Source organism: Gilliamella sp. Fer1-1, assembly GCF_001690825.1.
Classification (GTDB): domain Bacteria; phylum Pseudomonadota; class Gammaproteobacteria; order Enterobacterales; family Orbaceae; genus Gilliamella; species Gilliamella apicola_C.
In genome coordinates, this window is the sequence record NZ_LZGX01000010.1 from 1 (window position 1) to 18622 (window position 18622).

The window sequence follows — 18622 nt, forward strand, 5'->3', positions numbered from 1 at the left end:
AGAGTCTTAACCTTACAACTCGGAGTTGTTTTGGAGTTACGCGATAGGATGATTGAAGTTGATGATTGTATAGAGATTGACTTTAAATTGTTTAATAAATGAGAGAGCAGTTTGTTCCGGATTGAGAGATTGTTGTGGATATGAGATAATACACAGTAATTGAGAGAAGAGAAGACAGGATATGTCTGGCGGTAATAGCGCGGTGGTCCCACCTGACCCCATGCCGAACTCAGAAGTGAAACGCCGTAGTGCCGATGGTAGTGTGGGTATTACCCATGTGAGAGTAGGGTGCCGCCAGACTTTTAAATTTAGTGAAGCCCAGCAGTGATGCTGGGCTTTTTTACGTTTGGTATTTTATTTAATGGAGCGCTTATTTGTATAGTAATATCTAGAGCGGATAGTCCGAAGAATAACGTATTGAAGATGATAAGTTGATGTTGAATTGATGTTGGAATGAAATGAGTTCACTAATTGCCTTTAATAAGCCGTTTAATGTTGTGACACAATTTTCGGCGCATGAAAAATATCAGACATTAAAAGACTATATTACATTACCTAATTTTTATCCCGCTGGACGCTTGGACACTGATAGTGAAGGGCTATTATTGCTAACAAATAATGGTAAATTGCAGGCAAAAATCAGCTCACCAAAGTTTAAATTACCCAAAACATATTGGGTTCAGGTGGAAGGCATTATTAATCAAAAAGCTATAGATAGGTTAAGAAAAGGAATTCAATTAAAAGAATTTTATACCGCACCGGCTATAGTAACTTTTCTTGATGAACCATTGCAATTATGGCAAAGATTTCCTCCTATTAGAGAGCGCAAAACAATACCAACTTCATGGATAAGCATTACAATCACAGAAGGAAAAAATCGACAGGTTAGACGTATGTGTGCCGCTGTTGGTTTTCCTTGTTTAAGGCTGGTTAGAGTTCAAATAGGCGCATACAATCTGTTTGCTCATCAGTTGCCATTAAATGAATGGCGATATATCACAACTCAATATCTTTATTTATAACCAATATTGGCTATGATCAACGAATTCCATCTTTTATAATTTCTAAAAATATCGAATTAATTGGGCTTTATTCTAAAATAAGATAAAATGATCTTTAAGTGATCATGGGATGAATTATTTATGGTTGAACAAAAAAAAGAAGGGTTTTTCTCTCGTTTAAAAAAAGGTCTTTTTAAGACTAAACAGAATATTGGAGCTGGTTTTCTAAGTTTATTCAAAGGAAAAAAAATTGATGATGCTTTATTTGAAGAGCTAGAAGAGCAACTTATTATTGCTGATGTTGGTTTTGATACTACACAAAAACTAATAAGCTCGTTAACTCAACAGGCTTCAAGAAAAGAATTAAAAGATGCTGATGCTCTTCAAGAACTTTTAAAACAAGAAATGAAGTCTATTTTAGATGGGGTAGATAAACCTTTAGAGGTGAGTAACCATAATCCATTTGTTATCTTAATGGTTGGTGTTAATGGTGTAGGCAAAACCACGACAATTGGCAAATTAGCTCGTCAATTTCAACAGCAAGGTAAATCAGTTATGCTTGCTGCTGGTGATACTTTTCGTGCAGCAGCCGTTGAACAGCTGCAAGTTTGGGGTGAAAGGAATCATATTCCTGTTATTGCGCAGCATATTAATGCTGATTCAGCTTCCGTTATTTTTGATGCAATACAAGCAGCAAAGGCAAAAAAAATAGATGTGTTAATTGCCGATACAGCAGGGCGTTTGCAAAATAAATCTCATTTAATGGATGAATTGAAAAAAATAGTCAGAGTGATAAAAAAACAAGATGAAACAGCCCCTCATGAGATCATGTTAACTATTGATGCCGGTACCGGCCAAAATGCTATTAGCCAAACTAAACTATTTAATGAAGCAGTAGGTGTGACAGGTTTGACATTAACTAAATTAGATGGTACGGCAAAAGGTGGTATTATTTTCAGTATTGCAGATCAATTTAATATTCCTATACGTTATATCGGCGTTGGTGAAAAAATTGAAGATTTGAGACCTTTTGTTGCCGATGATTTTATCAATGCCCTATTTGATGAAAAAGATGAATAGAGAAAATTCATGATCCAATTTCAGCGCGTAAGTAAGATTTATTCTGGTGGTAAGCCAGCACTGCAGAATATAAGTTTTACTTTATCATCCGGAGAAATGGCATTTTTAACAGGACATTCTGGTGCGGGTAAAAGTACGTTAATGCGGTTAACTTGTGGTTTAGAAAAAGCTAATGATGGTAAAGTATTATTAAATGGCATTGATGTTTCAAATTTAAAAAAACATGATATACCATTTTTACGTCGCACTATTGGCATGGTGTTTCAAGATCATCAGTTATTAATGGACCATACCGTTTATGATAATGTTGCTATTCCATTGATCATTTTAGGTAAACCCGCGGAAGAAATTCGTAGCCGAGTTTCAGCGTCGTTGGATAAGGTTGGATTGATAGATAAAATGAAATTTTACCCAATACAATTATCGGGAGGAGAACAGCAGCGAGTGGGAATTGCGCGAGCAATTGTTAACCATCCAAGCGTCTTGCTTGCCGATGAACCGACAGGTAATTTAGACGATAAACTATCAAGAGATATTTTAAAACTTTTTGAAGAATTCAATCAAGCTGGTGTAACCGTCTTAATGGCAACACACAATATAGGACTTATTCGTCGCAAGCATCATAGAATATTGCATTTAACTGAAGGGCGTTTAGAGGTTAAAAATTGACGCGTAATTCTGCTAAATCGAAAGAAAATCAAAATAGCTTTTTGTCTCGTTGGAAAAGGCAAATTGGTTATGCTTGGCGCAATACATTTAATGATTTTACACAACATATTTTTGCATCATTACTGACTATTTTTGTTATTGCAATTTCTATTATGTTACCCACTATTAGCTATTTACTTTGGAAGAATGCTAATCAAGCTGCACATAAATGGTACCCAACACCGAATCTCACTGTTTATATTAATAAAGAATTAACTTCAGAGCAGACAGCTGAATTATTGAGCAAGCTTAAATATTTTATCGAGGTTGATAGAGTTGATTACCTTTCTCGAGAAGAAACAAAAGAAGAGTTTAAGGCATGGTCTGGTTTTAGCAGTGCATTAGATCTATTAGATGAAAACCCATTACCGGCAGTGGCGATTGTTATACCTAAAGAAGAAGCAAAAAATACAGAGGTAGTGCATCGGTTACAAGCTGAATTACTCAATATTGAGGGGATAGATGATATAAAGTTAGATGATAGTTGGTTTACTAAATTAACTGCGTTAACAAATATGGTGAAATCTATTGTTTGGGTTATTTCAATCTTTATGATTATTGCTGTATCACTTGTAATAGGTAATAGTATTCGTTTGAATATTTTTGCTAGAAAACAAACCATAATTGTTATGCAATTAATTGGCGCAACAGAAGGTTTTATTCTGCGCCCTTTTTTATATAGTGGAATTTTTATTAGTTTTATTAGCGCTATTATTGCGTTGGCATTATCAGAAATATTTATTTTTCAAATAGAAGCAATCATATTGAATGTTTCTGATGCTTTTGGAACAATAATTCATATTGAAGGTTTATTATGGGATGAAAGCCTATTAATTTTACTTATTACTATAATTATTGGATGGTTTTCATCATTTGTTGCAACAAAAAAATATTTAAAAATGACAAAAATTACCTAGCTATTTCTACGTAACTAACTAAAATATATATTAGTATTGATGAGTAGCTAACTTAGGGATATTTTTATTGATTTTACATAAAAAGGATGAACTAATTTATAGTCTGAAGGTCAAAGTAATAAATAGACAGTAGTTTTACGTTTTTTGATTGTTACATCTAATTTATGTAACAAGAATTAGTTAAGATAAAGGGGGAGTTAAATGAATACTGATATAAAAATCCAAGTAGGTGCTTTAATTCCACAAGGTAACATTGAATCATATGTTCGTATGGTTAACACTTATCCAATGCTAACTGCAGAAGAAGAAAAATCATTGGGTGAAAAACTTTATTATCATGACGATGTCGATGCCGCAAGACAACTTATTTTGTCTCATTTACGTTTTGTCGCTCATATTGCTCGTGGTTATTCAGGGTATGGTTTACCACAGGCGGATTTGATCCAAGAAGGTAATATCGGTTTAATGAAGGCTGTGCGTCGTTTTAATCCAGAAATCGGGGTGCGTTTAGTTTCATTTGCAATCCATTGGATAAAAGCTGAAATTCATGAATATGTACTTAAAAATTGGCGTATTGTTAAAGTTGCAACAACCAAAGCACAAAGAAAGCTATTTTTTAACCTAAGAAAGACCAAACAACGTTTAGGTTGGTTTAATAATGCCGAAGTTGATATGGTGGCTAATGAGTTGGGTGTAAGCCGTAAGGACGTGCTTGAAATGGAGTCTCGTATGTCGGCTCAAGATATGTCATTTGATGTAGATAGTGATGATGATGATAATTCAATTGTTGCACCTTCTCTCTACTTAGAAGATAGTAACTCTGATTTTTCTAAGTCAATTGAAAATGATAATTGGGAAAATGACGCGACAGATAAGTTACATGATGCATTATCACAATTAGATGAACGTAGCCAAGATATCATTAAAGCACGATGGCTAGATTCTGATGATAGTAAATCAACATTGCAAGTGCTAGCCGATAAATATCGTGTTTCAGCTGAGCGGATTCGTCAACTTGAAAAAAATGCAATGAAGAAATTACGAGTTGCTATAGAAGCATAATTTTGTTTATTAATGTTAACTTCCTAAACCTTACTTATAAAGAGTAAGGTTTTTTTACAACTGATGTTTTCGAGATTAATTTTATTAAACAGCGTGCATGTCGCCCAGAAGTGTTAGATTTATATTTTTTAACAATTTGCAACAAGCAAGGAAAGTAACAAAACAATGGCTAATTATTCATAATACCGAATAACTTTATGGGACATTAAATAAATATGAGGTAAATTGAATATAAAAGACTAAAACAGGTAATATAATTTTCTAGGTAAGTTATGTACTAACTATGGGGTATTTAAAAGGCAATATTACTCTAATCGTAGGAAATGAATAACCAAAATGCCACTTATATTCTCAATTAGCTAAAACCTATGTTACCTAATAATAGTATAAAGATATGAAGAAAAGCGGATTCGTTATATTATTTATTTTGCTATTATCTCCGTGCAATAAAATTAAGATAATGGAAGAAAATAATCACGAAAATCCTATAATAGTTAATAAAGCGTTAAATGATAGCGATAACGATACCATAAAAAAATTTATACATTTTAATCAGGTAAAACAGGCACCTATAGATTGTTTAATAAAAAAATATCCCCCTTTATGGGATAAAACTTTTATTTTGGGTAAAAAGGATGGTTTTATTACTGAGTTTAGAGCTGGTTTATTCAAGTTTTTTACACAAAAACAAATAAAAAGCAGGGATATTAAAATTAGGGAAGTCACATGGGCTAGCAATAAAGAAGAAAATCTAACCGTATGGTTTGAAGAAAAAGATGATAAATGGATTCCAGTAGAACATTCCATCTGGAATAAAAGAGCAGTGTTTTAAAGTTGATATTATTTGTCAACTATTTTTACTCTATCCAATCTTGTCTACAGCTTCAATTAAAGTTACAAATAAAGTATAGTGATTATTAATAACGCTCTTTAGGGTTTTAGCCAAGAATATAATCTTCAAATAAATTTGATTAATCGTATTTAAATAATATACAAAAAAACTAATTTCTTACAAAGATGTCCTTTTGGTATACAATAATATTACCTAGTTCCTAGTGGTATGTCCACACTTTTTAGTACCAAAAAGATAAGGTCATAGATTCATTTTATATTCAATGGGTGACTGGTAATTTAAAGACGAACGAAGCCTGTTGTAATTAAACCAATCTACATAGTGATTAAATTGCAACCTGAGTTGTTCAAGTGAATCAAAAATCGTGTTTGACACAAATTCAGTTTTCACCGCTTTAAATGTTGCTTCAACAACAGCATTATCATAAGGGCATCCCTTATGGCTTAATGAACGCTCAATTCCAAACTCCTTTAAACATTCATCAAGTAGATGATTATCAAATTCTTTTCCTCTATCTGAATGAAATAACTCAACTGAATTTAAGTTAATAGGGATTTGGCTGATAGCATCCATAACCAGTTGAGCATTTTTATGTTTTCCTGCACTTCGTCCCACGATTTCTCGATTGCTTACATCAATAATCATACAAAGGTAATGCCATTGTTGTTTTACTCTCACATAAGTTAAATCAGCCACTAACACTTTGCGTTGTTGGCCTACGGTAAACTCACGATTAAGTTGCTTACTTACTGTTGATTCGTTGCTTTGTTCTGTATTAGCACGATATTTTTTACAGGTATATTTTGATACTAATCCATTTTCTTGCATGATTCGACCAATTCGGCGACGGGATAATAGTATGCTTTTCTCCCTAAGCTCTGCTTGTAGTCGCCTTGTTCCATAGGCTTGATAGTTATCGTTAAATATCGCTTTCACTTTTTTACTAAGCTCTTTGTCTGTTTTTTTACTGGTTAATGGTTGTTGATAATAAAATCGATTTCTTGACACTTGTAAACATCGACATAACGCACGTAAGCTATATCGATGTTGATTCTCGGTGATTAATTTGATTTTCGTCCTATTATCAACGCCGCTTGCTTTAGGATGTCATTCTCCATTAATAATCGCTTATTCTCTTTACGTAGGGCTATGAGCTCATTTTCTTGAGCACGACGATTAGCTTGAGCTGTAAACTCACCAGTGGTTTGATATTGCTTAATCCACTTATCTAATGCGGATTTAGTCAGGTCGTATTCGGTGACAATATCCGCTCGTTTTTTTCCATTTTGGTATAACATTACCCTCTGTTTTTTAAATTCATTACTAAAACTGCGTTTTTCTCTTCTTGAAATGAGATTTGTCATTGTTGGTTCCTTTTGTTTTTTGGTTATCATAACAATGACCTTATTAAACTGGTACTAATTAGTGTAGCCTGTCCATTTTGCTGGTCCATCAAACATCTGGAACCCAGATAAGGGCTTCTTTACCCAGTCTACAGACCCCATTATGATAAAAACTTCCCTACTACTGGTGCTAATGGTTTGTACTTTTATTTAGGCATAGGTGGGGTAGGCCCAAGTACATTGAGTTGGCCATCGGTCATTCATGGTAATCCGCAAGTATGACAGTGGTTCCGACTAACCCATCTGCTGAGGATTGGCGTAGTTTTGAACGCCCAGGGGGATTACGTGTTACGTTAACGGGCAGATGAATTCCGATTCTCCAGGTAATATACCTCGTCCCTCTTGCTAGCGACATTCGAGTTAGTCGGTCAAGATAGTCATGGTAGTGCTGTTATCAAGTATGGATTTAAGTTAAAGCAGTGGTTCGTCACCCGAGGTGAATATAATTACTATGACTATTTTAATTCATTGTCTTGGTGTAGAAGTATCGGTTACCAGATGCCCAAGAGTAAGGGATTTTACTAATTCGCAGCGTATAGGTGTCATGGGTGGTTCTGGCTGTGAAGGTTCAGTCGGCGCCACGCCATCTTCATCTAGTAATCATTACCAGCGCAATATTAACGCGGTTTCCTCACTGAGTGGGGCAACTTGCTCAACTACCCTGGTGCCAGCTGTACCGACGACCACTGGACGAGTGACGCTACTCCGGATAGTGACCGGTTCATTGTGTGGATAGGCACTGGTGAGATATACAGATACCGGTCGAGAGACTCTAGCCAGACTTTTTGCGCCTCGGTCCTTAAACCCTAGTCCTTGGTCGTGAGGTTGATATGGACTAATCTAGCCGAGGCTATTTAAGAAAGGTTGCTGCGTAAGGCACAACCTTTCGCTTACAAGATCGGTGAACTAATTAAATAACGAAGCGAATTGGTTGCGTAAGTGACCTGCCAACGCCGAAAGCGGTGTTAGCAGTGGTAAAATTGGCATATAAAAGAATAGCTAAATTAAACACATCACAAAAAATCTTACTTTTTTAAATCTAATCTTTGTAAGATCGCGCTCTGCTTTTTAAAAAGCTATTTTTGACTGTACTATTTTATACAATTGTTACATAATGTTATTATAATAACATTATGGCTTTATCTTTGTTATTTTTGTAACATTACTATTCATTTACCTACTAACAATATTTATTAGACATTATTACAAAGACAATTTAAGGATCTCGTTATGAGCTATGCAAAGTATATTGATCATACTTTACTCGCAATGAATGCGACGGAAGATCAAATTCGTAAACTCTGTGATGAAGCCAAGGAATATCATTTTTATTCTGTTTGTGTGAATTCAGGTTATGTTCCTTTAGCTGCAAGCTTACTCAATGGCAGTGATGTTAAAGTTTGTTCGGTCGTTGGTTTTCCACTTGGTGCTATGCTGACTTGTGCTAAAGCTTATGAAACCGAAATGGCGATTAAAGCGGGCGCACAAGAAATCGATATGGTGATTAATGTAGGCTGGTTAAAAAGCAATGATTGGGACGCTGTTAAAAATGATATCGAAGCGGTATTTAAAGCTTGTGGTCAAGTGCCATTAAAAGTCATTTTAGAAACCTGTTTATTAACGAAAGAAGAAATTGTTAAAGTCTGCACCATTTGTAAAGAAATCGGAGTGGCTTTTGTTAAGACTTCAACAGGCTTTAGTGTTGCTGGTGCCACTGTTGAAGATGTTAAATTAATGCGCAAAACCGTGGGCGATAAGATGGGTGTGAAAGCGTCTGGTGGTATTCGCAATCGTGAAACGGCGGAAGCAATGATCCAAGCGGGTGCAACACGACTAGGTGCAAGTGCTGGTATTGCTATTGTTTCTGGTAACACTACATCATCAAGCAATTATTAATCAATAAACCCATCAATAAGCGACGTTATGTTGCTTATTGTTGTTGATGGAATCTGAATGGAAACGCAATCACAATCACAAAAAAGAATTAATGAGCTCATTCAAATTTTAACAAAAACTGATAAGATTCATTTAAAAGATGCTGCTAAGCTGTTAGCGGTTTCAGAAATGACCATTCGGCGAGATTTAAATAGTGTTCCTGCCTCATTAAGTGTTTTAGGTGGCTATATTGTCAGCGATGCTCGTTATCAAGCAACACAATATTTTGTTTCAGACCAACAAGATAAACAAGTTAACGAAAAGTTACACATTGCTAAACGAGCAAGCAAATTAGTTTTTGATAATGATACCGTCTTTTTTGATTGCGGTACCTCAATACCTTTTATTATTGATGCTATTGATGATTCCATTACTTTTACCGCTATTTGTTATTCATTAAACGCATTTTTAGCATTACAAAATAAGCCGAATTGTAAGACAATTTTATGTGGTGGTCAGTATCAGGTAAATAATGCGATTTTTACCACCACTATAGGGCAATATAGTGAATTGAATTGGATTTGCCCAAATAAAGCGTTTATTTCGGCTGCTGGGATTGATATAACTCGTGGGGTAACTTGCTATCATTTGGAAGAGCTAGATAAGAAGTTGCAAGCCATGAAAAAATCGAATGATAATATTTTGATTGTTGATCATACTAAATTTAATCAAGTTAAGCCGGCTTTTATTGGCGAGTTAACGCTGTTTAATCAAATTATTACAGATAAAGCTCCTGCTAAGGAATTTATCACTTTTTTCAATAACCATAACATTAACTTGATGTATTAATATGAAAAATATCGCAATCTTAGGATCGACTGGCTCAATTGGTTGCAGTACTTTAACCGTTATTGCTCAAAATCCACATCAATTTAAAGCTTATGCTTTAGTTGGTGGCAATAATGTGATAAAAATGACTGAGCAATGTTTAGACTTTAAGCCAAAATACGTAGCCATGGCAACAGAGCAAGCGGCTGCTCAATTAAGAGCAAATCTTGCTAATCTAAAATTGGATGTTGAAGTATTAAGTGGTGAACAAGCTATTTGTGATTTAGCGCAATTGCCAGAAATAGATCAAGTTATGGCGGCTATTGTTGGGGCAGCTGGACTAAAGCCAACCCTTGCTGCCATTAAAAAAGGTAAACGTATTTTGCTTGCCAATAAAGAATCACTAGTGACTTGTGGGCATCTATTTATGCAAGCGGTTAAAAAGTATGGTGCTGAGTTATTACCTGTAGATAGTGAACATAACGCGATTTATCAAAGCTTGCCAACCGAAGTACAGCATAATTTAGGTTTTGCTAATTTGGCTGAGCAGGGTATTACTAAGATCGTTTTAACTGGCTCTGGCGGGCCATTTCGCGATTGGGCGTTAGATAAGCTTGTATCAGTTACACCAGAGCAAGCCATTGCTCACCCTAACTGGTCAATGGGTAAAAAGATTTCTGTCGATTCGGCCACTATGATGAATAAGGGGTTAGAGTACATTGAAGCACGTTGGTTATTTAATGCCAGTGCTGAGGAAATGGAAATTCTTATTCATCCGCAATCGATTATTCACTCTATGGTACGTTATCAAGATGGAAGTGTGTTGGCTGAACTGGGAGTGCCAGATATGTGTACGCCAATCGCCTATGCCATGTCTTACCCTGATCGGGTTCCATCGAGTGTGCCACCGTTGGATTTTTGCCAAATTTCGGCTTTAACATTTAAACAACCTGATTTTAATCGTTATCCTTGTTTAAAATTGGCGATAGAGGCATCCAATCAAGGTCAGGCTGCCACAACAGCACTGAACGCTGCCAATGAAGTTGCGGTTGAGGCTTTTTTGCAAAATAAAATTGGTTTTATGGATATTGCTAAAAATGTATCAAAAACCTTAGAAAAATTAACTTTTCCTGAACCGTCAACTATTGATGATGTTTTTATAATAGATCAGTGGGCAAGATCACAATGTGGCCAGTGCTAAATATTATTTAGCTTTAACAAACAATGAATTAAATTTAAGTAAGGGCAGTTGACAACCAAAATTATGGTTTTACTACCCCATTAGTGGCACTCTTTGTTAGGCCATTTGTTTCGCAGTTAATGTAGGGTTATCGCTAATAAATGATTGTAAAAATACACTATCAGGTAATGCGGTTAATGCGCCTTTTTGAGTAGTTGCTAAGGCACCACAAGCACTAGCTATAGTCATCATGCTTTCTAACATTAGCTTATCTTCTGGCATGCCTGATGATGCAATACTGCTTAATAATCCTGCTACAAAAGCATCACCTGCGCCAGTGGTATCAACGCTATTTACATGAAACGAATCAAAAGTAAAGATTTTACCTTGCCATAATACAATACTGCCATCTTTACCTTTGGTAATGAGCTTTAATGGTGCTTCATAGTGTTGTTGTAGCTTTCTTAGTGCTTCATGCCAATCATTGCATTGTGTTAACCAAAATAGTTCTTCATCCGATAACTTGAGGATATCAGCATCATGGCAAAATTGCGTAATAGTTGTGCGCATTTCGTTTTTATTTGGCCACATCTGCTCGCGTAAGTTAATATCAAAGCTGATTAAGCCACTTTTAGCTGTAAGGCGTTCGATTGCTGTTTTGACTGTTTGCCGGCAAGGATGCCCGACGAGAGCTAAAGAACAAAAATGTAAAATATCTTGGTTGAAATCAGGTATCGCTTGCTGAGACAAAAATTGATCAGCTGAAGGTGACACAAGAAACGTAAAACTGCGTTCGCCATTTTGACCTAAATCGACAACTACAGTACTGGTTCGATGTTGTTCATCTTTTTCAAGGCATTGACAATCAACGTGATATTTACGGAAAGTCGTTTCCATAAAATCACCAAAAGGATCATTACCCACCCGACCAATAAAAGCGGAAGGTAATCCTAATTTAGCAACACCAATAGCAACATTAGCTGGCGCCCCACCAGCGCAAGCTTGATAATTCATATCGCCAAATGGCAACAAATCAATGACAGCATCTCCAAGGGACCAAACTTTAGTATTATTCATTTTTCAACTCGATTATAGTTAGTGACTGCGGTAATCTAGCACAGGTATAAATTACTTGTGCTTTGTAAAATACATCATCTTTTTTACTTTTTAATAACATCATTGATGTTTAATTTTTTGTTGAATTAATTATGACTTGTTTTTAAAAGTCTGCCATAAACTAAATTATTTAACAAAAAATTCATTGTTGATATTAGAAATATGTGACTATCATCACATATTTTATCGCTAACTACATTAATAGTTAACGTTAACAATTAAATTGGGATACTATTTAGTTAAAGGTATCTAATATTGGATAAAAAGGGGATTTTTATGTCTACTGCTATTGATAAAGCCAATCAAGCTGTCAAAAATTTAGAAAAAGTAATGAATAAACAATACTATCCTCATTTTCATTTAGCACCAGCCGCAGGTTGGATGAATGATCCTAACGGTTTAATTTATTTTAAAGACCAATATCATGCTTTTTATCAGCATCACCCTTATGATGAAAACTGGGGACCAATGCATTGGGGACATGTAGTTAGTGATAATTTAGTCACATGGAAAAGGCTGCCAATAGCCATTGCTCCTGATCAAGAATTTGATAAATCAGGCTGCTTTTCAGGATCGGCAGTGGATTATAATGGCAAATTATGTTTATTTTATACTGGTCATATTTGGTTAAATGGGCAAGGTAATGATGAGCAAATTGAGCAAACCCAATGCCTTGCAACTAGTAAAGATGGCATTCATTTTGAAAAACAAGGCACCGTACTTACGCCAAAAAGCGGAATTATGCACTTTCGCGATCCTAAAGTGTGGCAACAAGATGGTAAATGGTGGATGGTAGTCGGTCAACGAACCCCACAAGACATCGGGCAAGTTTTGTTATTTCGATCGGATGATCTAAAAAATTGGCAATTTGACCATGTTTTGGTGAGTGATATCGATCCTGATGTTTATATGCTTGAATGCCCTGACTTTTTTCCACTTGGTGATAAATGGATCCTTATGTTTTCGCCACAAGGTATGAAAGCAAAAGGTTATCAATATCGTAATCGCTTTCAATCAGGTTACCTTGTAGGTGATTGGCAACCAGGGCAACAATTCTCAATGATTAAACCTTTTCAAGAAATGGATTTTGGCCATGATTTTTATGCACCTCAATCATTTCTTGCTGCTGATGGTCGGCGCTTAATTTTTGCTTGGATGGATATGTGGGAATCAATTATGCCAAGTAAAAAAGATAAATGGGCTGGAGCATTTACCCTTCCCCGTGAGCTCATTTTAGATCAAGATAATAAAGTCAGAAATCGTCCCATCAAAGAGCTTGAAGCATTACGAGAAAAGCCAAAATTATTTGAGGAATTAACCCTTACTAATGAGCTTAAAAATACTAATATTGAATCTATTAGCTGCGAGCTTAACGTTGAATTTGATTTGACGCAAAGCACGGCTGAACGATTTGGCTTACAGCTAGCAGCAACGAAAGACGGTAAACAAGCGACATTATTATATGTTGATCTACAATCTAAGCGGATTGTACTTGATCGTAGTTTATCGGGGATTGAATTAAAAGGTTATCGTAGCGTACCATTACCAAAAAAACAAAAATTAACTTTGCATGTATATGTTGATGCTTCATCTGTTGAAGTTTTTATTAATGGTGATTTATATAGCTTTTCAAGCCGTATCTATCCTAAGTTACCAGCAGAGCGAATTGTCAATCTATTTGCTGAAAATGGTAGTGCTAAAATCACCAATCTAGAAAGTTGGCAGTTAAAATCTATTTATGCGTAATGCCTATTCACTGCCAATTGGCAGTGAAGTTTGGCTTTGAAAACTGAGCTTTTTATTGAGAAGTTTTAAATGTTGTGCGATAAATGGCTTTTTAGGTAACATAATTGATCATACAATTTGTGTCATAAGTTTATTATTACTCCATACCACATAATCGCACAATAAATGATAATGTAGAGCCATCAACGCAGACCATTATTTTTAATGGTTATTAAATGTTTGCTTAGCATCGGGTTTATCATAAACGCCAAAATGATCAACTATTGTACTGCTAGCTTTATTCAACCCTAAAACTTCTACGTGTGCACCTTCTTTGCGGAATTTAATCACAACCTTATCTAAGGCTGCTACAGCCGTTATATCCCAAAAATGCGCTTGGGTAAGATCTATTGTTACCTTTTGCACAGCCTCTTTTAAATCAAATGAACTAATAAATTTTGCAGAAGAGGCAAAAAATACTTGTCCATATACTTTATAAATACATTGCTGTTTAACTGGTTGCTCCTTTTTAATTTGCAAATAATGGGCAACTTTATTGGCATAAAACAATGATGCTAGTAATACTCCCGTAAATACGCCGTAAGCAAGATTATGGGAAAATACGACGACAATGACTGTTGCAAGCATAACAATATTGGTTGAAAGTGGGTACGATTTAAGGTTTTTTATCGAGTCCCAGTTAAAGGTGCCAATTGAAACCATGATCATAACAGCAACTAATGCCGCCATGGGTATTTGGCTCACCCAGTCTTGCAAAAAAACAACTAATAATAAAAGTATAGATCCGGCTATCAATGAGGATAAACGCGTTCGCCCTCCTGACTTCATATTCACCATTGATTGACCAATCATAGCGCAACCAGCCATACCACCAAAAAAGCCGGCGATAATATTGGCGATACCTTGCCCTTTGCACTCTCGGTTTTTATCACTTGGTGTATCGGTTATATCATCCACAATGGTTGCGGTCATCATCGACTCCAATAATCCCACAATTGCTAATGAAATTGAGTAAGGCAGAATAACCAATAATGTATCAAGATTAAAAGGCACATTAGGGAGCAAAAAGGTAGGTAAACTCGTAGGGAGTGCTCCCATATTACCAACGGTTCTTATATCCATCCCAAAATATATGTAGATACCCGTAAGGATAAGAATACAGAGTAACGGTGATGGCAAAATTTTTCCTATTTTAGGGACATAAGGGAAGAGATAAATAATAGCAAGCCCTGCAATAGTCATCATATAGACATGCCATGTTACATTGGTCAGTTCAGGAAGTTGTGCTAGAAATATTAAGATCGCTAATGCATTAACAAAGCCGGTTACTACTGAGCGTGATACAAAACGCATTAAATTTCCTAATTTAACAAAACCTGCAATAATCTGAAAAATACCACATAGTATGGTTGCAGCTAGTAAATATTCAATCCCATGTGCTTTAACCAGACTTGCAACTAATAATGCCATTGCACCAGTAGCCGCAGAGATCATTCCAGGACGGCCACCCACAAAAGCGGTAATAACCGCTATACAAAAAGCAGCATATAATCCCACCTTGGGATCAACACCTGCAATAATTGAAAAAGCAATTGCTTCAGGAATAAGAGCAAGAGCTACAACGATACCTGATAAGACATCGTTTCTGATATTTGAAAACCATTCTTGACGTAAAGATTGCATTGAATTTTACCACCACTGAAAAAACAAAAGAAAATTACAGCGTGAAGCAATGCGTTAGAAAATTGTCAAAATTTGATAGGGAAGCCTGACTTCTGTGCATCACGCGAGTAATTATAATTATTATTGATAAGAACAACTCGCAATAAACTACACAGCTATACTCCAAAATGAAATTTATTTTTTCATAATAATAAAACTTAACTAGTTGTACAAGGTTAATTTCTTAACTATAGTTAAATATTATAATATATTAAAGGGGTTAAAGTACGATAACTTAGTAATGCCTAACCTAAATAGAATAAATGTAATCTGTTGGGTTTTCACCCAAATATTAGTCTATGCTGACCTTAGCAAATGGCTCTTTTTGGTAATACAATTGTTCATATTCTTGTGGCAATATTCAACCACTAGTTAGTAAGATATAGACCTACTTAATTATCAATTGATTGACGTATATTTATGTTTGACAATAACATGATATGAATGATGGGTATTTTTACGTATTACACGCTAAATGATAAATACCGCATTACTCGTTTTAATAGTCTTTAATTTTTCTTATAAAGATTGTCTTTTTAAATAAGGTGACGCTACAGGTATTATTTCATTTTGGGTTTTGCCATCAATAATATGTAAAGCTGCTTGTTCACCAATCTCATAATGAGGCAATTGGACTGTTGTCAATGGTGGATAAAATAGCTCGCCAGTACCCACCATATTGTCGTAACCTAGCACCGCAACATCATTTGGAATATGAAAACCCCGACCAAGTAAAAATTGATAAGCGACAAAAGCGATCCGATCGTTACCACAAATTAATACATCAAAATCTGGTTTTTTATTACAATGTTGTTTCAATATATCAATTGTCACCATATATTCTTGAGCTAGGTTAGCTGACAAAATTGATGTGTGATAACTGGTAATATCATCCAAATTGTTACCTGCATCAATCCATGCTTGTTCGGCTGCTGTGCGCCTAGTTTTTCCTGCTAGCGTTTTTTCTGATAAATAGATACATAATGGTTTTTTATAACCTTTCTTTATTACCTGTTGCATGGCTTGATATTGACCTAAATAGTCATCAGGAATATAGCAAGCTAACTTTTTTGAATCCGTTATACAGTTGGCTAATACAACATTTTTATCTAATAGCTTTTCAGGAAGTTCAACTTTTCTTAGTCCCATTGTGGTATAGATGATACCGTTAGGGCGATACGATAGCAGGGTATTGATGGCATGATCGGCATCTTTATCATCAAATAAATTAACAATAAAGGTATTCCAACCGTGATTTTGTGCGGTTTTTTCTATGGCTTGTAGTAATTCTACTGAAAATGGCGTCATGGCGGTTTCTAATGCTAATACACCAATAGCACAAGGTCCTGAACTATCACCGCGAATTTTTCTTGCCGATAAATCAGGAACATAATTAAGTTGTTCAATAGCTTGTTTAACGCGTTTATAAGTCTTTTTATTTAATTTTTCAGGATTATTTATTGCGCGTGAAACAGTCATTAATGAAACCGATGCTAGTTTTGCAACATCCTTAAGAGAAGCCATTGTTATATCCTTTTGTTCAATAAGATAAAAAATAGTTATTAGCCATTACTCATACATGATGATAGCACAAATTTAAACGAGAAAAAGTGTGAGGAAAATAACATTTATGATAATTGGTTCTATCCATTTCGTCTGAAATATGCCCATAATGTTAACATTAACATGTTAACGTTAAACCTACCTAAACTTCAACAACATAAGAGTAATAAACATGAATATGATACAAAATAGAAATTATTGGTTCTCATCTGGCTACCTTATTACTTTTTACGCGGCATGGTCGCTTTGGTGGTCTTTTTATGCAATTTGGTTACAAAAAAAAATTGGGTTATCGGGTGAACAGTTAGGTATTGTTTATGCGGCTAACTCTGCTGCTGCAATGTTTTTCATGATTTTCTACGGCATTATTCAAGATAAATTACAAATAGGAAAAGCGGTAGTGACCTTTCAAAGTATCATTATGGTACTGATTGGACCGTTCTTAATTTATGTGTATGAACCTTTATTGCGACATGATTTTATTTGGGGAGTTTGTCTCGGTGCACCTGTTTTAAGTGCTAGCTTTATTTCAGGCAGTGCTTTGATTGATTCTTTTATCGAACGTATTAGTCGATTATTTGGATTTGAATTTGGTTCTGCGCGGTTTTGGGGATCATTTGGTTATGCGGCGGCAACCTTTGTTGCAGGTATTTTATTTGGTATTGATCCCCATATTAATTTTTGGATGGCATCGGGTGTTGCTGTTATCTTTTTGACTATTAACATTATTTTTAAACCCAAAAATGGTCAAATGCCAACGCCTCATAATAAAAATATTGCAGCAGAAAAAATATCAACCATACCAACAATGGGTGAAATTTTTTCACTATTTGGATTGAAAAAGTTTTGGTTGTTTGTTCTTTTTGTTATCGGTACTTATAGTTTTTATACTATTTATGATCAGCAATTATTTCCGAATTTTTATACGAGCTTTTTTGACAAATCAGAAGATGGTTATCAAGTCTATGGCTATTTAAATTCATTTCAAGTCTTTTTAGAAGCAACTTGTATGATTATTGCGCCTTATTTTATTAACAAAATGGGGGCTAAAAAATCATTGTTAGTTGCAGCGTTAGTTATGATTTGCCGAATTGGGTTATCGGCAACATTAGATAATATTTACCTAATTTCATTTGTTAAACTATTTCATGCGATTGAAATTCCATTATTTATTTTAGCCATGTTTAAATATATCGTAAGCCATTTTGACGCTCGATTATCCGCTACGCTTTATTTAGTTGGTTTTAATATTTCATCAAACCTTGGCGTTATTGTACTATCATGGCTAGTGGGTAAATTATTTGATAATACTGGCTATGCGACAACATTTTATGTGCTTTCTGGTGTTGTTTTACTTACTTCAGTAATAGCAATATTTACTTTAAGTGATGATAAGAAAGCGAACTGCGACTAGTTGGGGTATTCATTAAAAAATGGAAACATACGTTGCCATTTGACTTTTTAATGATGCCAGCTTAATACAGTACTTGCTTCCAAGGTAAGTTTGCGAAACAATGTTAGCAATTTTAGTTAATGTGTATAGGAACTTGTTGTGAACGATGCAAAGA

14 protein-coding genes, 1 rRNA gene and 1 pseudogene are annotated in these 18622 nt (G+C 35.1%); 12 read left to right on the forward strand and 4 right to left on the reverse strand.

The annotated features are described in order from the left end of the window. Positions 1–184: 184 nt before the first annotated feature. The 7 genes and pseudogenes from rrf (at position 185) to A9G28_RS00580 (ending at position 5600) form a co-directional block, all read left to right on the forward strand. Positions 185–300: ribosomal RNA gene (rrf, locus tag A9G28_RS00550) — 5S ribosomal RNA — on the forward strand. 158 nt (positions 301–458) lie between these two features. Beyond that, on the forward strand, positions 459–1022 hold the full coding sequence (locus A9G28_RS00555; RefSeq protein ID WP_065579444.1) for a pseudouridine synthase: 564 nt from the start codon (positions 459–461) through the stop codon (positions 1020–1022). Positions 1023–1157: 135 nt separating this feature from the next. After that, positions 1158–2081: pseudogene (ftsY, locus tag A9G28_RS00560) on the forward strand (signal recognition particle-docking protein FtsY); the annotation flags it as partial. 9 nt (positions 2082–2090) lie between these two features. Then, the gene (gene ftsE / locus A9G28_RS00565) at positions 2091–2750 is read left to right on the forward strand and encodes a cell division ATP-binding protein FtsE (RefSeq protein ID WP_065579445.1); all 660 of its coding nucleotides are present in this window, start codon (positions 2091–2093) and stop codon (positions 2748–2750) included. Continuing rightward, positions 2747–3706: a permease-like cell division protein FtsX gene (gene ftsX, locus A9G28_RS00570; protein WP_065579446.1), complete on the forward strand. Its 960-nt coding sequence runs from the start codon at positions 2747–2749 to the stop codon at positions 3704–3706. Before ftsE ends, ftsX begins: the two co-directional genes overlap by 4 nt. A gap of 201 nt (positions 3707–3907) precedes the next feature. Further along, positions 3908–4768 (forward strand): RNA polymerase sigma factor RpoH, encoded by an 861-nt coding sequence (rpoH, locus tag A9G28_RS00575; RefSeq protein WP_065566153.1) that lies wholly within the window; start codon positions 3908–3910, stop codon positions 4766–4768. Positions 4769–5162: 394 nt separating this feature from the next. Further along, positions 5163–5600, forward strand: a complete 438-nt coding sequence (locus A9G28_RS00580; RefSeq protein ID WP_065566152.1) for a hypothetical protein — start codon at positions 5163–5165, stop codon at positions 5598–5600. Positions 5601–5861: 261 nt separating this feature from the next. On the opposite strand, the gene A9G28_RS00585 is transcribed toward A9G28_RS00580, so the two are convergent. Then, positions 5862–6973 (reverse strand): IS3 family transposase gene (locus tag A9G28_RS00585; protein WP_141674657.1). Its coding sequence is split into 2 segments (ribosomal slippage): positions 5862–6724 and positions 6724–6973, totalling 1113 coding nucleotides; the frame shifts between segments, so codons are not numbered across the junction. Between the two features lie 1281 nt (positions 6974–8254). Between A9G28_RS00585 and deoC the strand changes: the two genes are divergently transcribed. The 3 genes from deoC to ispC are packed head-to-tail and all read left to right on the forward strand — an operon-like array spanning position 8255 to position 10928. Next, complete coding sequence (gene deoC, locus A9G28_RS00595; protein WP_065579448.1) at positions 8255–8920, forward strand: deoxyribose-phosphate aldolase; 666 nt, start codon at positions 8255–8257, stop codon at positions 8918–8920. 57 nt (positions 8921–8977) lie between these two features. Further along, a complete protein-coding gene (gene deoR / locus A9G28_RS00600; RefSeq protein WP_065579449.1) occupies positions 8978–9748 on the forward strand; it encodes a DNA-binding transcriptional repressor DeoR in 771 nt (256 codons plus the stop codon). Position 9749: 1 nt separating this feature from the next. Continuing rightward, positions 9750–10928, forward strand: coding sequence for a 1-deoxy-D-xylulose-5-phosphate reductoisomerase (gene ispC, locus A9G28_RS00605; protein ID WP_065579450.1), 1179 nt, complete (start codon positions 9750–9752; stop codon positions 10926–10928). 96 nt (positions 10929–11024) lie between these two features. Here the strand turns inward: ispC and A9G28_RS00610 are convergent, their stop codons facing one another. Then, a complete protein-coding gene (locus A9G28_RS00610) occupies positions 11025–11984 on the reverse strand; it encodes an aminoimidazole riboside kinase (protein ID WP_065566147.1) in 960 nt (319 codons plus the stop codon). 315 nt (positions 11985–12299) lie between these two features. Here A9G28_RS00610 and A9G28_RS00615 point away from each other — a divergent pair, with 315 nt between their 5' ends. Further along, entirely contained in the window at positions 12300–13769 is a 1470-nt protein-coding gene (locus A9G28_RS00615; protein WP_065579451.1) for a glycoside hydrolase family 32 protein, read from the forward strand. Between the two features lie 201 nt (positions 13770–13970). On the opposite strand, the gene A9G28_RS00620 is transcribed toward A9G28_RS00615, so the two are convergent. Together A9G28_RS00620 and A9G28_RS00625 are read right to left on the reverse strand one after the other, a co-directional pair. After that, the gene (locus A9G28_RS00620) at positions 13971–15452 is read right to left on the reverse strand and encodes a SulP family inorganic anion transporter (protein ID WP_065566145.1); all 1482 of its coding nucleotides are present in this window, start codon (positions 15450–15452) and stop codon (positions 13971–13973) included. A 558-nt stretch (positions 15453–16010) separates the two neighbouring features. Continuing rightward, positions 16011–17015: a LacI family DNA-binding transcriptional regulator gene (locus A9G28_RS00625; RefSeq protein WP_065579452.1), complete on the reverse strand. Its 1005-nt coding sequence runs from the start codon at positions 17013–17015 to the stop codon at positions 16011–16013. Positions 17016–17226: 211 nt separating this feature from the next. On the opposite strand from A9G28_RS00625, the gene A9G28_RS00630 reads away from it, so the two are divergent. Further along, positions 17227–18468, forward strand: coding sequence for an oligosaccharide MFS transporter (locus A9G28_RS00630; protein WP_065579453.1), 1242 nt, complete (start codon positions 17227–17229; stop codon positions 18466–18468). Positions 18469–18622: the final 154 nt, after the last annotated feature.